The 12,898-nt window shown below is 74.9% G+C and carries 13 protein-coding genes; 7 read left to right on the forward strand and 6 right to left on the reverse strand.

Annotation, left to right across the window (positions count from 1 at the left end):
• Positions 1 to 47 precede the first annotated feature (47 nt).
• Together ACFSBI_RS10045 and ACFSBI_RS10050 are read left to right on the forward strand one after the other, a co-directional pair.
• A complete protein-coding gene (locus ACFSBI_RS10045) occupies positions 48 to 1,706 on the forward strand; it encodes a cation:proton antiporter (RefSeq protein WP_377934533.1) in 1,659 nt (552 codons plus the stop codon).
• Between the two features lie 111 nt (positions 1,707 to 1,817).
• The gene (locus ACFSBI_RS10050; RefSeq protein WP_377934535.1) at positions 1,818 to 2,654 is read left to right on the forward strand and encodes an alpha/beta fold hydrolase; all 837 of its coding nucleotides are present in this window, start codon (positions 1,818 to 1,820) and stop codon (positions 2,652 to 2,654) included.
• Positions 2,655 to 2,764: 110 nt separating this feature from the next.
• On the opposite strand, the gene ACFSBI_RS10055 is transcribed toward ACFSBI_RS10050, so the two are convergent.
• Positions 2,765 to 3,169: a MarR family winged helix-turn-helix transcriptional regulator gene (locus ACFSBI_RS10055; protein ID WP_377934537.1), complete on the reverse strand. Its 405-nt coding sequence runs from the start codon at positions 3,167 to 3,169 to the stop codon at positions 2,765 to 2,767.
• A gap of 73 nt (positions 3,170 to 3,242) precedes the next feature.
• Between ACFSBI_RS10055 and ACFSBI_RS10060 the strand changes: the two genes are divergently transcribed.
• The gene (locus ACFSBI_RS10060) at positions 3,243 to 4,046 is read left to right on the forward strand and encodes a tryptophan-rich sensory protein (protein WP_377934539.1); all 804 of its coding nucleotides are present in this window, start codon (positions 3,243 to 3,245) and stop codon (positions 4,044 to 4,046) included.
• A 71-nt stretch (positions 4,047 to 4,117) separates the two neighbouring features.
• Positions 4,118 to 4,831, forward strand: a complete 714-nt coding sequence (locus ACFSBI_RS10065; RefSeq protein ID WP_377934541.1) for a potassium channel family protein — start codon at positions 4,118 to 4,120, stop codon at positions 4,829 to 4,831.
• 13 nt (positions 4,832 to 4,844) lie between these two features.
• Here ACFSBI_RS10065 and ACFSBI_RS10070 read toward each other — a convergent pair whose 3' ends face one another.
• Positions 4,845 to 5,789 (reverse strand): hypothetical protein, encoded by a 945-nt coding sequence (locus ACFSBI_RS10070; protein ID WP_377934543.1) that lies wholly within the window; start codon positions 5,787 to 5,789, stop codon positions 4,845 to 4,847.
• A 129-nt stretch (positions 5,790 to 5,918) separates the two neighbouring features.
• Between ACFSBI_RS10070 and ACFSBI_RS10075 the strand changes: the two genes are divergently transcribed.
• Complete coding sequence (locus ACFSBI_RS10075) at positions 5,919 to 6,359, forward strand: Fur family transcriptional regulator (RefSeq protein WP_377934545.1); 441 nt, start codon at positions 5,919 to 5,921, stop codon at positions 6,357 to 6,359.
• Entirely contained in the window at positions 6,356 to 7,900 is a 1,545-nt protein-coding gene (locus tag ACFSBI_RS10080) for a catalase (RefSeq protein ID WP_377934547.1), read from the forward strand. Before ACFSBI_RS10075 ends, ACFSBI_RS10080 begins: the two co-directional genes overlap by 4 nt.
• A gap of 63 nt (positions 7,901 to 7,963) precedes the next feature.
• Here the strand turns inward: ACFSBI_RS10080 and ACFSBI_RS10085 are convergent, their stop codons facing one another.
• From ACFSBI_RS10085 to ACFSBI_RS10100, 4 genes are all read right to left on the reverse strand, one after another.
• The gene (locus tag ACFSBI_RS10085) at positions 7,964 to 8,173 is read right to left on the reverse strand and encodes a hypothetical protein (protein ID WP_377934549.1); all 210 of its coding nucleotides are present in this window, start codon (positions 8,171 to 8,173) and stop codon (positions 7,964 to 7,966) included.
• Between the two features lie 98 nt (positions 8,174 to 8,271).
• Positions 8,272 to 9,264 (reverse strand): acyltransferase family protein, encoded by a 993-nt coding sequence (locus tag ACFSBI_RS10090; protein ID WP_377934551.1) that lies wholly within the window; start codon positions 9,262 to 9,264, stop codon positions 8,272 to 8,274.
• Positions 9,261 to 10,412 (reverse strand): low temperature requirement protein A, encoded by a 1,152-nt coding sequence (locus tag ACFSBI_RS10095; protein WP_377934553.1) that lies wholly within the window; start codon positions 10,410 to 10,412, stop codon positions 9,261 to 9,263. The genes ACFSBI_RS10090 and ACFSBI_RS10095 overlap by 4 nt, the downstream gene beginning before the upstream one ends.
• A gap of 46 nt (positions 10,413 to 10,458) precedes the next feature.
• Positions 10,459 to 11,958: a hypothetical protein gene (locus ACFSBI_RS10100; protein ID WP_377934554.1), complete on the reverse strand. Its 1,500-nt coding sequence runs from the start codon at positions 11,956 to 11,958 to the stop codon at positions 10,459 to 10,461.
• 91 nt (positions 11,959 to 12,049) lie between these two features.
• Between ACFSBI_RS10100 and ACFSBI_RS10105 the strand changes: the two genes are divergently transcribed.
• Positions 12,050 to 12,868, forward strand: coding sequence for a hypothetical protein (locus ACFSBI_RS10105; RefSeq protein WP_377934555.1), 819 nt, complete (start codon positions 12,050 to 12,052; stop codon positions 12,866 to 12,868).
• The last annotated feature ends 30 nt before the right edge of the window (positions 12,869 to 12,898 follow it).

A 12,898-nucleotide genomic window follows, 5' to 3' on the forward strand; every position in this document is an offset into this window, starting at 1 on the left:
CGACCCGCGTGAGCGCTGCGTGAGCGTCCGGTGCCACGCTGGCGGCCATGGAGATCGGGATCGCCCTCGCCGCGGCGGCGATGCTCGTGGTGGCCGGGGCCGCCGCGCTCGGGCCGCGGCTCGGGATCCCCGCGCCGCTCATCCTCGTGGTGCTCGGCGTGGTGGTCAGCCTCTTCGGCGTGGGCGTCACGGCGCTGCCGCCGGAGCTCGTGCTCGCCGGGGTCCTGCCGCCCCTGCTCTACGCGTCCTCGGTGTCGCTGCCCGCCATGGACCTGCGCCGCGAGTTCGGCACGGTCAGCATCCTCTCCGTCGTGCTCGTGGTCGTTTCCGCGCTGCTGCTCGGCGGGCTGTTCACCCTGCTGATCCCCGGCCTGCCCTACGCGTGGGGCGTCGCGCTCGGCGCCGTCGTCAGCCCCACCGACGCGGTGGCGACCTCGATCGTGAAGGGCACCCCGGTGTCGCACCGCGTCACGGCGATCCTCGAGGGGGAGAGCCTGCTGAACGACGCGTCCGCGCTCGTGATCCTCCGCGCCGCGATCGCCGGCGCCGCCGGCGCGGTGTCCTTCGGCGGGGTCGTGCTGCAGTTCGCCTGGGCGGTCCTCGGCGCCGTGGTGATCGGCGCGGTCGTTGGGCGCCTGTCGCTGTGGCTGCGCGCGCGGATCACCGACCCGACCGTCAGCACGGTGCTCTCGTTCACGGTGCCGTTCGTCGCCTCCCTGCCCGCCGAGGGCCTCCGTGCGTCCGGCCTGGTCGCGGCAGTCGCGGCCGGCCTGGTCGTCGGCCGTCGCGCGCCCCGCGTGCTCAGCCCGCGCACCCGGCAGAACGACGCGAACAACTGGTCGAGCGTCTCCCTGGTGCTGGAGGGCGCGGTCTTCCTGCTGATGGGGCTGCAGATCGCCGGGATCGTCGACGCGGCGGGCGGCGCCGCGACGGTCGGCACCGCGCTCGGGCTCGCGGCCGTCGCCGTGGTCGGCACCCTGGTCGTGCGCACGGCGTTCGTCGCGCCCCTACTCGGGCTGCTGGCCGTGAACGCGCGGCGCGGACCGGAGTCGCGGCAGCGGGTCGAGCGGATGCAGCGGCAGCTCGAGTCCGGCGAGCCGGTCGTCGTGCGCACCCCGCTCGGGCGCGAGCGCCGCTTCGACGAGCCGCGCGGCCCGGGCAGGCGCCCGTTCGACCGCCAGGGCTTTCAGCGCCGCATCACGCAGGTGCTCGCCGACATCGACTACCTGGCGTCGTCGCGGCTCGGCCCCAAGGAGGGCGCCGTCATCGTGTGGGCGGGCATGCGCGGCGCGGTCACCGTCGCGGCCGCGCAGACGATCCCGGAGGCGGCGGCGGGCCTCACCGAGGACGTGCGGAACCTGCTCGTGCTCGTCGCGTTCGGCACCGCCGCGCTGTCGCTGCTGCTGCAGGGCGGCACGCTCGCCGTGCTGATCCGGCGGCTGCGGCCGGCGACCGATGACCCGGCTCAGCTCGACCAGGAGCGCCGGAAGGTGCTGCAGCTGGCGAAGGACGCGGCGGCTGCGGTGCCGGCGCGGGAGGGGGAGTCCCCGAAGCAGGACCGGCTGCGGCGACTGCAGGCCTCGCGCGCCGCCCTCCTCGACGCCCGCGACCTCGGCGTGTACGACTCGGCCGTGCTCGGGCACGTGCTCGCCACCGTCGACTCGGGCCAGATCACGCTCGAGATGCAGGGCGGCCCGGCCGGATAGCGCGTGTCCTCCAGCCCCCGCCCAGGAGTCGCACGGCGACCGCACGAGCGGTCTCCCTACCTTCGACGGCGCGCCGGGGCCATCCGCCTCCGCGCGGAAGGAGAACCACCGATGGCAGAGATCACCGTCCACCGAGGGCTGTTCAGCGACGTCGACCTGCACGTCGAGGACACGGGCGGCACCGGGCGCCCCGTGGTCCTCATCCACGGCTGGCCGCTCAGCGGCGCCGCCTGGGTCAAGCAGGTGCCCGCGCTCGCCGACGCCGGCTACCGCGTGATCACCTACGACCGCCGGGGCTTCGGTCGCAGCGACAAGCCGGGCCGCGGCTACGAGTACGACACCCTCGCCGAGGACCTGCACTCGATCATCGAGTCGCTCGACCTCGAGGACGTGACGATCATCGGCTTCTCGATGGGCGGCGGCGAGGTCGCGCGCTACTTCGGGAAGTACGGGTCGGAGCGCCTCCGCAGCGCCGTGTTCGCCTCCGCGGTGCCGCCGTACCTCGCGAAGACCGACGACAACCCGGACGGCCCGCTCGACGACGCGACCGCGGAGCAGATGGCGTCCGGGCTGAAGGACGACCGCGACGCGTTCTTCCCGCAGTTCGTGCGGCAGTTCTACTCGGTCGGCGACGACCTGAAGGCGTCGCAGCAGGAGGTCGCCGACGCGGTCGCGCTCTGCGAGCAGTCGGACCAGAAGGCGGCGCTGGCCTGCATGGCGGCGTTCGCCACGACCGACTTCCGCGGCGACCTGCAGAAGGTGAACGTGCCGACCCTCGTCATCCACGGCTCCGGCGACGGCGTCGTGCCGTTCGAGGGGTCGGGGGAGCGGACGCACGAGACGATCGCGGGCAGCGAGCTGCACGTGATCCACGGCGGCCCGCACGGCGTCATCACGACCGATGCGGACGAGTGGAACCGCGTCGTGCTCGACTTCTTGCAGCGCTAGCGGCCTCGCGGATCCGCAGTTCCTGCGCGGATCCGCATTTCCGGCGCGACACGCCGCTGCGGAGCGCTCCGCGGCGGCGTGTCGTGTCGTTTCTGCGGATCCGCGAGGAGTCAGCGGGCGGCGGCGAGGATCTGCAGCAGCGCCGCGCGGAAGGCGGCCGGGTCGGCCACGTCGGGGAAGACCCGCGCCTCGAGGTCCTGCGCCTGCTCGACCGCCGCGGCCCCCGCGTCCGTGCGCGCCACGAGCATGCGCCGCGCGTCGGCCGCGTCGCGGTCCCGCGTCACGAGCCCGTGCCGCTCGAGCCGCTCGATCGTCCGCGCCATCGTCTGCTGCTGCACGCGGCCGGCCCGGGCGAGGGCGGTCTGGCTGCGCGGCCCGTCCTGCAGCAGGTGCAGCGCGACGAGCCCCGCGTGGGTCAGCCCCAGCTCCTCCAGCCGCGCCGTCCACGCGTGCTCGACCAGCCGCGCCGCGGTCGACAGCAGCCGGCCGGTCGGCCACTCGTCGGGTGCGTCCACGCCTCGATCGTACGGCGGATCCTCAGCCTGCTGAGGAACGCTGATGCTCAGCAGGCTGAGGGAAGGAGCCGGGATGGACGTGCGCATGTCGGACAGGACGCGGCAGGCGGTCGTCGCCGTCTCGACGGTGCTGGCGCTCGCACTGGCGGCCATCGGCTCCGGCGCCTTCATCGGCACGCCGATCCAGGACGCGGCGGGCGGTGCGCTCGACGCGGACTCCACGCTGCTCGCTCCGGGGCGCGGCGCGTTCCAGATCTGGGGCGTGATCTACCTGGGCCTCGTCGCCTACGGGCTGTACCAGGCGCTCCCCGGGCAGGCGGCCCGCGAGCGGCACCGCCGGATCGGGTGGTGGGCGGCCGCGTCGATGCTGCTGAACGCCGCGTGGATCCTCGTCGTGCAGGCGGGCCTCCTCGCCCTCTCCGTGCCGGTGATCGCCCTGCTGCTCGCCGTGCTGGTGGTCATCGTCCTCCGGCTCGGCCCGCCCGCCTCGATCGTCGACCGGGTCGTGGGCGACGGCACCTTCGGCCTCTACCTCGGCTGGGTCACGATCGCGACCGTCGCGAACGTCACCGCGCTGCTGCAGTACCGCGGCTTCGCCGGGTTCGGGCTCGCTCCGGAGGCGTGGGCGCTCGTCGTCCTGCTCGTCGCCGCCGCGATCGGCGTCGGCACCGCGGTGCGCGACGGCGCCCGCTTCACACCGGCGATCGCGCTCGCCTGGGGCCTCGCCTGGATCGCGGTCGCCCGCTCCACGGCCGAGCCGCAGTCCGCGCCCGTCGCGGTCGCCGCGGGGGTCGCCGCCGCGGTCGTCCTGCTCGCGCCGATCGTGCTCCGGCTCCGCCGAGCCACCGCCCGCAGCAGGCGCCCCGCGCTCGTCTGAGCCGCCGCGTCCCGGCCGCCCGCAGGTCGGCATCCGGTGGCGGGTGCGGCGCGGCGGGCAGGATCGGGCGCATGGATCAGGATCGCTGGCGCCGCCTCTCCGAGTGGCCGCTGCTCGGCGCCGCCCTCGTCTACCTCGCCGCCTACTCGCTCCAGGTGCTGCTGCCGTCGGACCGCGGCCTGGAGGCGGTGCTCGGCGTCGTGGTGTGGGTCGTATGGGCGGTGTTCCTCGTCGACTACCTCGCGAACCTCTGGCTCGCCGAGCGACGGCTGCAGTGGTTCCTGCGGCATCCCTTCGACCTGCTGACCGTGGCGCTGCCGTGGCTCCGGCCGCTACGGCTGCTCGTGCTGCTGCGCTCCGCGATGGCGCTCGCGAAGTCGCGGGCGGTGAACCTCGTCGGCGGCGGCACGCTGGCGATCGCGGGATCGGGCGCCGCGCTCGTCGTCTACGTCGGCGCGCTCGCGGAGTACAGCGCCGAGCACGACGCGCCGGGGGCGAGCATCCGCAGCTTCGGCGACGCCCTGTGGTGGGCGATCGAGACCGTCACGACGGTCGGCTACGGCGACTACACCCCGGTGACGGTCGGCGGCCGCATCATCGCGACGGGCGTGATGATCACCGGCATCGCCCTGATCGGCGCGGTCACCGCCTCGCTCGCGGCCTGGGTCGCCCAGGCCGCGGTGGCGCAGCAGACGGCCGCCCGCACGCCGCGCGGCACCGAGGCCGACCTCCATGCGGAGATCGCGGAGCTGCGGCGCCGGCTGGAGGCCGCGGGCCGGGAGTGAGCGACCCCGGCGCCTACCGCGCCGCGGTGCGGCCCTGCAGCAGGGCCCGGCCCGCGCGCAGCTCCTTCGGGCTGCACCACCCGCCGTAGCCGAGGTAGGCGCCGCGCTCGACCGAGAGGGCGGCGCAGTCGGCCGCGTGCTCGACCGGGTCGAAGGGCAGGGAGGCGCCCTCCCCGCTCCGCGTCGGCGCGGTGCCGGCCGGCGCGGCGTCGTCGACGAAGCGGCGGTCCATCGCGGCGGTCATCCGCGTCCATCCCTGCGGCGAGGCGCCCCAGTTCAGGAACTGCCGCTGGTGCGCGCACTCGTGCAGCGCGACGCCGCGGATCGCGGCCGCCGGGTAGCGCCCGATCGCCCGCGCGAGGTCGATGCGGGTGCCGCCCTCGCGGTAGACGCCGGCGAACCCGTCGTCGCCCGCGATCCGGTCGACGACGTGCACCGAGGCGGCGGGGCAGTAGGGCCGCATCGCCCGGTACGCCGTGCGGGCGAGACCCGTGTACCGCTGCTGGTTCTCGTAGACGATCCGCACCGGCGCCGAGACGGCGCGCTGCCAGCGGAAGCCCTGCGATGTCGTGCCGGCGAGGCTGACGAAGCGGTAGCGGACGACGCGGCGCTCCGTCGAGCGCGGCACCCGCACGACGCCGGTGCTCGCCGCGATCCCCGAGTCGGTGAAGGACGCGCGGCGCACGTCGCGCCACGCCCCGCCGCCGATGCGGCGTTGCAGCACGACCCGCGGCGCCTCGTAGGGCAGGTAGTGGCGCGAGCTCCAGCCGGCCGAGACGCGGAAGACGCTGCCCGAGCCGGCGGTCTGCGCCCTCGCGGCGTAGCCGTTCAGCGCGAGCCCGTGGAACGTCAGCACGTTCGTGTACGGCGTCCCGGCCGTCGCCATCGCCGGGGCCGCGGCGAGCAGGCCGCAGAGGGTCGCGACCGCCGTGACGAGGGCGGCGAGGCGGATCCGCATCCGGCGATGCTCCCGTGCTCCCCGCCTCGCCCGCGCGCTCCAGTTCGGGGGCGCGTGGTGCGCCTGGCAACACGCCCGGCACTCGCCTGCGATTTCTTGATCCGTTCCAGTCTCGGCAGGCTGTCATCGATGTATGTCGAGCCCGCCGAGCGCCTCCGTGCCGCCGGGCTGAAGGTCACCCGGGGGCGCGTCGCGACCCTCCAGGTGCTGACCGAGCACTCGCACGCGACCGCCGAGCAGCTGCACGGCCGCATCGCCGGCGGCGGGGTGCCGATGACGCTCGCCGCCGTCTACCTCGCGCTGTCGGTGCTGACCGACCGCGGGCTGCTGCGCCGGATCGAGCCGGCGGGCGGCCCCGCCCGGTACGAGGTGCGGGTCGGCGACAACCACCACCACCTGGTGTGCACCGGGTGCGACCGGGTGGTCGACGTCGACTGCGCGACCGGCTCGGCGCCCTGCCTGACCCCGGCCGACACCCACGGCTTCTCCGTCGCCACGGCGGAGATCACGTTCTGGGGTACCTGCCCCGACTGCGCCTCGGGCGCACACGAAGAAGGAGGAGCGGCATGAGCCACACCACCACCAACAGCGGGGCGCCCGTCGAGAGCGACGAGTACTCGCAGAGCGTCGGCGCGAACGGCTCCATCGCGCTGACCGACCACTACCTGGTCGAGAAGCTGGCCCAGTTCAACCGCGAGCGCGTGCCGGAGCGCGTCGTCCACGCGAAGGGCGGCGGCGCGTTCGGGCACTTCGAGGTCACCGGGGACGTCTCGCAGTACACCCGCGCGGCGCTGTTCCAGCCGGGCGCGGACACGAAGCTCGTCATCCGCTTCTCCACCGTGGCGGGGGAGCAGGGCAGCCCGGACACGTGGCGCGACCCCCGCGGGTTCGCGATCAAGTTCTACACGGCCGAGGGCAACTACGACATGGTGGGCAACAACACCCCCGTGTTCTTCATCCGCGACGGCATCAAGTTCCCCGACTTCATCCGCTCGCAGAAGCGCCTGCCGGGCAGCCACCTGCGCGACAACACGATGCAGTGGGACTTCTGGACCCTCTCGCCCGAGAGCGCGCACCAGGTGACCTGGCTGATGGGCGACCGCGGCATCCCGTCGACCTGGCGCCACATGAACGGCTACAGCTCGCACACGTACCAGTGGATCAACGCCGACGGCGAGCGCTTCTGGGTGAAGTACGCGTTCCACACCGACCAGGGCGCGCAGACGCTGACGCAGGAGCAGGCGGACCAGATGGCGGGCGCGGACGCGGACCACCACATCCGCGACCTGTACACCGCGATCGAGAACGGGCAGTTCCCGACCTGGACGCTCAAGGTGCAGGTGATGCCCTACGAGGACGCCAAGTCGTACCGCTTCAACCCGTTCGACGTGACGAAGGTGTGGCCGCACAGCGACTACCCCGAGATCGAGGTCGGGCGGATGACGCTCGACACGAACCCGGAGAACTACTTCGCGCAGATCGAGCAGGTCGCGTTCGCGCCCTCGAACTTCGTGCCGGGCATCGACGCGTCGCCGGACAAGATGCTGCAGGCCCGCATCTTCAGCTACGCGGACGCGCACCGCTACCGCGTCGGCACCAACTACCAGCAGCTGCCGGTCAACGCGCCGCGGAACGAGATCCACTCGTACTCGAAGGAGGGCGCGATGAACTACTCGTTCCCGCCCGCCTCGCACCCGGTCTACGCGCCGAACTCCTACGGCGGCCCCGCGGCCGACCCGCAGGCGGCGGGCACCGGCTCGTTCCACTCCGACGGCGAGCTGGTGCGCAGCGCCGTCACGCTGCACGCGGACGACGACGACTTCGGCCAGGCCGGCGCCCTCTACCGCGACGTCTTCGACGACGCGGCGCGCGAACGCTTCCTCGTCACGATCACCGGTCACGTCGGCGGCGTGAAGGACCCCGCGATCCGCGACCGGGCCGTGGAGTACTGGCGCAGCGTCGACGCGGACCTCGGCGCGAAGCTCGAGGCGGCGCTGCCGCCGATCGAGAACCCGCAGCCGGTCGGCGAGCAGTGGGCGAAGCCGTCGCCCGCCGCCAGCGACTGGGCGGTCGACACCGCGGACGCGCCCGAGCCCGCTCCCGCGAAGTAGCCGCGGGCCGACTCTCCGCGGTCGGTGGGGCGACACCCCACCGACCGCGGAGCCCGTCCGCGGTCAGACGCGGAAGTCGCCGCCGCAGGTGTCGCAGTGCACGACGGACGAATCCGCGTGCACCACCGCGACCACGCGCCCGTCGCAGCCCTCCGCGGGGCAGGGGCCGTCGACCGCGGCCTGGACGGTCGAAGGATCGCCGGTCGTCGCCCCGAGGCTGTGCTTCACCCGCTCGACCCGGTCGACGATCGTGTCGGAATCCGTGCTGCTCACGCTGTCCTCCTCGGGTCCGGGCCCGTCCCCGGACGGGGGGACGCTACGGCTTCGCGGTCCTGGACACGCAGAGCGATATCACACCCCTTCCCCTGTTATCAGGGACTTGACAGGCTCGAGCGGCCGACGCCGCCGCGGCGTGGCCGGCGGACTCGGGCGGTCCCGGCCAGCACCGGGGCGAGCGGGCTGCGGACCACGAGCAGGCCCACCGCCCACGGCACCAGCAGGCAGAGGGCGAAGTCGAGCACGCGCCCCGAGCTCGGCGTCCGCAGCAGCCACAGGACGACGGGGTGCAGCAGCAGCACGACGACGGCCGGGAGGGCGAGCGCCGTCGCGACGCGTCCCGCCGCCTCGGGCAGGCGGTCGAACAGCGCCTCGGCCAGCAGCACCAGCCCCGCGGGCACCGCGACGCCGAGCGCGTAGCCGAGCACGGGTGTGCCGACGTCCCCGGCCTTCAGGTCCACCGGCTGGGCGCCGAGCAGCAGCGCGATCGCGCCCGCCGCCACCAGGGCCGCACCGACCGCCGCACGGCGTCGGATCCGCGGCAGCACGCGCTGCGCCGCGACGCCGGCGATGACGAACGGCAGGCAGAACACCGCCGTGCCGACGGCGAGCGGCGTCCGCGCGAGCGCCGGCCCGGCCAGCGTGCCGGCGATCGCGCCGCCGAGCGCGACGACCAGCTGCCAGCGGAGCGCCAGCGGGGACAGCAGCCGCGCGAGGACCGCGGTCACCAGCAGCGAGCTCAGGAACCAGAAGGTGTGGAAGGGGCGGTGCGCCGCCTCGAGCCCGCTCGCGATCCCGCCGAGCGACGGCCAGGACCCCGGCCCCTGCACCGTCGCGTACGCCGCGAGCAGCACGGCCAGCCACACGACGTAGGGCAGGCCGATGGAGCGGATGCGCTTCCGCGCCTCCTCGCCGGTCGTGCGGCCCGGCCGCTCGAGCAGCCCGGTCAGGAAGAAGAAGACCGGCACGTGCCAGGCGAACACGGCGTCGTGCAGCACGCGCGAGGACAGCCAGACGTGCCCCGCGACGACCGCGACCAGCGCGGCCACCCGCACCGCGTCGAGCCCGCCGGACCGCGCCCCGCTCACGACGCCGCGCGGCGCCGCGCGTCCACCTCCAGCACGACCACGGCGGCGACGACGAGCAGTGCGGCGACCTGGAGGCCCGCGGGCACGAGGGCGGCGAGCGCGCAGAGCACCGCGACGACGGGCAGCGCGACCCGCGCGACGGGCCCGAGCGCATGCCGCAGCACGAGCGCCCAGGTCGACAGGAGGAAGAGCGCGAGCGGGACGGTCGCGGCGGCCGTCACCGCGACGGCGCCGTCGTGCTCGTCGGCGAGGTGCTCGATCGCCAGCTCGAGCCCGGCGGCGAGCGCGGCGGCGGAGCCGAACACGACGTAGTGGCCGTAGCCGTAGGCGAAGGTGCCGCGCATCGCGGCGCCCGCGACGGGGGAGGGGCGGCTGAAGTAGACCCACCACATGCCGGCCACGAGCACCAGCGCCGTCGCGCCGAGCAGCACGAGGTCCGCGCCGCGCGTCGATCCCTGGGCGCCGTTCAGCGCCGTCCACACCGACAGCAGGCCCTCGCCGAGCACGATCAGGGTGAACAGGCCGTACCGCTCCGCGATGTGCCGGCGGTGGAACGGGGTCGTGCGGCGGTGCTCCGCCCAGACCGGCACCGCGAGCTCCGCGGCCACCAGCAGCAGGACGCCGGCGGTGCGCAGCCCGGGCGGCACCGCCAGCAGCAGCGCCCAGCAGCTCTGGACGAGCGCGACGCCCCCGGCGTAGCGGATCGCGGTCGTCCGGTACTCCGGCGCCCGCGCCGAGCGCAGCCACTGCACGACGAGCGCCAGCCGCATGACGACGTACCCGACCACCGGCACGGTGAGGTCGCCGGACTCCACGAAGCGCGGGATGCCCGCGGCCACGATCAGCACGCCGCCCATCTGCAGCACGGTCAGCGCGCGGTAGAGCCAGTCGTCGGTGTCGAAGGCGGAGGCGAACCAGGTGAAGTTCACCCACGGCCACCAGACGGAGAAGAAGGCGACGAGGAACGGCAGCAGGCCGCCGCGCAACCCGTCCGCCTCCGCGTGGAGCAGCGACGTCGCCGCCACGGAGACGCCGACGACGAAGGTGAGGTCGAAGAACAGCTCGAGGCTGCTGGCGGCGCGGTGCGGCTCCGTGGGGTCGCGGGGGCGCATCGGTCGCAGCCCGCCCCGGACGAGCGGAGACGTCACGGGGCCATCCTGGCCCTCCGGGCGCGCCCGCCGCGCGACCGGCGGCTCAGCGGGTGCCGGCGCGGATCGTCCAGATGCCGTGCTTCGCGAGCACGGGCTGCTCGCGAAGCCGGTCGAGCGACTCGGCGTTCAGCGCCGTGTTGCGGCGCCAGCGGATGAAGGCGGCGCTGTCGAGCAGGTAGTCGGTCGTCGAGCGCTGGTAGCCCGGGTTCTGCCGGCGCCCCACGAGCCCGCCGCCGGCCGCCTCCAGCCGCTCCGGTCCGAAGCTGTAGCCGCCGGTGTCCGGCCGCAGCGGGCACCCCTCGTCGAGGTCGCGGCTCAGCACGTCCATCACGGCGAGCAGCGTCGGGTCGTCGGAGGCGATGCAGCCGGGGATGCGGGCGGCGGCCGCCTGCAGCGCGGCGCCCGGCGGTCGCACGTCCACGCGCTCCAGGTCGTGCCGAGCGTTCAGGGCGACGACCGCGACGAGCGTCAGCGTGACGGCGCCGGCCGCCGCGCCGCGGTGCTTGAGCAGCGGCACGACCCGGCCCACCGCGACGCCCAGCAGCAGCATCAGCACCGGCGCGGTCAGCCCGGCGTAGTGCGCGAAGAACGACGGGGACGCCTGCGCGACCGCCCAGTCCGCGACGAGCATCGTCGCGATCACCCGCGCGCCGGGCGTGAGCACGGCGATCACGAGCCCCGCCACGACGAGCAGCAGCAGCACGATCGTGAGGGCCCGCACGTCGACGCCCGGCAGCGCCCCGTGCCGGTGCACCCCGACCGCGCCGAGCAGGGTCCGGGCCCGCGTGAGGAAGCCGCTCGCGTCCGACCGGCCGCGGCCGGCCTGCGCGAGCACGACCTGCGCCCACATGGTGGCGGGCGCCGCGGCGAAGAACGGCAGGTAGACGACGAGGCCCGCGACCACCGCGCCGGCGAGCACCCGCAGCCGGCCGCCGTGCGCGAAGGCGAGCACGACGAGGGCGGGCACGACGTACCAGATCTTGAAGCCGCAGGCGACGCCGAGCGCGAGGCCCGCGACGAGGTGCGCGCGGTGCGAGGCGCCGTGCCGGGTCAGCAGCAGCGCGAGGAGGATGCCGGTCGTGCCGACCGGCTCGAGCAGCGCGGTGCGCTCGTCGTAGACGGCGGGGAAGAACACGGCGTAGCCGATGCCGCCGACGAGCATCGCGGGCACGCCCCACCGGCGCACGACGAGCGCGACGAGCACCGCGTTCGCCGCCCCGACCAGCTGGAACGCGACGCGGAAGGCGCGCAGGCCGACCGGGTCGCCGAGCAGCCCGCCGATCCCCGCGAACGGCGACGCGGCGAGCACCATGCCGGGCGGCTGCAGGAAGAGGAAGTCGCGATAGGGCAGCCGGCCGTGCAGCAGGGAGGCCGCGGCCGCGTAGTGGACGCCGTCGTCGTAGGCGCCGACGCCGAGCAGCCCGCCGCCGCGCACGGCCATCTGCAGCCGCAGCGCGAAGGCGACGAGACCGATCGCGACGAGCAGCAGCACCTCGCGGCGGGGCAGCCGGAGTCGGCGCCGGTCGAGGGGGAGCGCGGTCACCCGGGGATGGTGCCACCCGCATCGCGTTCCGTCGCGACCATCCCGCCGCGACACGCGAACGGGTGACGGAGGGGCGGCGTACGGTGCGCGCGTGCCCGAGCCGGTCGACGCCTGGTGGGAGCGCCGCCGCGCCTCCACGGGACGCGACGTGCCCTACGCCCGCGGCACCTACCGCGAGCAGTGGAGCCGCTACCCGGTGCTCGCCCGGCAGTACCACCCCGACCTCAACCGGGGGATCGCGCTCAGCCAGGTGCCGCTGTCCGCGGACGTCTGGCTGCAGTGGCAGTGCGACGCGGGGCACCGCTTCATCGCGACGCCGGAGGAGCAGCGCATGAAGCCGGGCGCCGGGCGGCGGCGGAGGTCGACGTGGTGCCCGCGCTGCTCGGAGGGCGCGCTCGGGCGCCCCGTCGGCACGGGCGCACCGGCGCCGAAGCGGCGGACGGCGACCCTCTGCACGAAGACCCCCGACCTCCCGCCGGGCGAGGCGTTCGTCAGCGTCTGCGCGCCGAAGCCGGCCTCCGCCGCCGAGCCGGCGCTGCGGCAGCGGCTCGCGCGGCGCCTCGAGTTCGACCCGGCGCCGACCGCGATCCGCCTGCGGGAGCCGTTCTTCGACCACCTCGAGGCGTGGCCGGACATCCTGCTCGCGGACCTGCGGGTCGCGGTGGAGCTCGACACCGTGGGGCGGCACGGCCTCGAGCACTCCGGGAAGCGGGAGGCGGTCGACCTGCGCAAGGACCGGCTGATCCGCCGGGTCGGCTGGGAGGTCGTGCGGGTGCGGCTCGACCCCCTCCCGCCGATCGGGCCGTTCGACCTGACCGCGGCGTCCGTGTCGAACGCGCTCGCGGACCGGCTGCTCGACCGGCTGCGCGAGATCCGCGGCCCGCTGCTCGTCGACGCCTGGCTGCGCTGAGGCCCTCCGCCGATCCGCGTGAGCCGCACT

Source organism: Amnibacterium endophyticum, assembly GCF_042680685.1.
GTDB classification, from domain to species: domain Bacteria; phylum Actinomycetota; class Actinomycetes; order Actinomycetales; family Microbacteriaceae; genus Amnibacterium; species Amnibacterium endophyticum.

Bases quoted from the DNA above. Each gene is read 5' to 3' on its own strand.
- ACFSBI_RS10060 (WP_377934539.1), top strand. From the start codon at position 3,243: ATGGACGTGCGCATGTCGGACAGGACGCGGCAGGCGGTCGTCGCCGTC.
- ACFSBI_RS10075 (WP_377934545.1), top strand. From the start codon at position 5,919: ATGTATGTCGAGCCCGCCGAGCGCCTCCGTGCCGCCGGGCTGAAGGTC.
- ACFSBI_RS10070 (WP_377934543.1), bottom strand. From the start codon at position 5,789: ATGCGGATCCGCCTCGCCGCCCTCGTCACGGCGGTCGCGACCCTCTGC.
- ACFSBI_RS10050 (WP_377934535.1), top strand. From the start codon at position 1,818: ATGGCAGAGATCACCGTCCACCGAGGGCTGTTCAGCGACGTCGACCTG.
- ACFSBI_RS10065 (WP_377934541.1), top strand. From the start codon at position 4,118: ATGGATCAGGATCGCTGGCGCCGCCTCTCCGAGTGGCCGCTGCTCGGC.
- ACFSBI_RS10080 (WP_377934547.1), top strand. From the start codon at position 6,356: ATGAGCCACACCACCACCAACAGCGGGGCGCCCGTCGAGAGCGACGAG.
- ACFSBI_RS10045 (WP_377934533.1), top strand. From the start codon at position 48: ATGGAGATCGGGATCGCCCTCGCCGCGGCGGCGATGCTCGTGGTGGCC.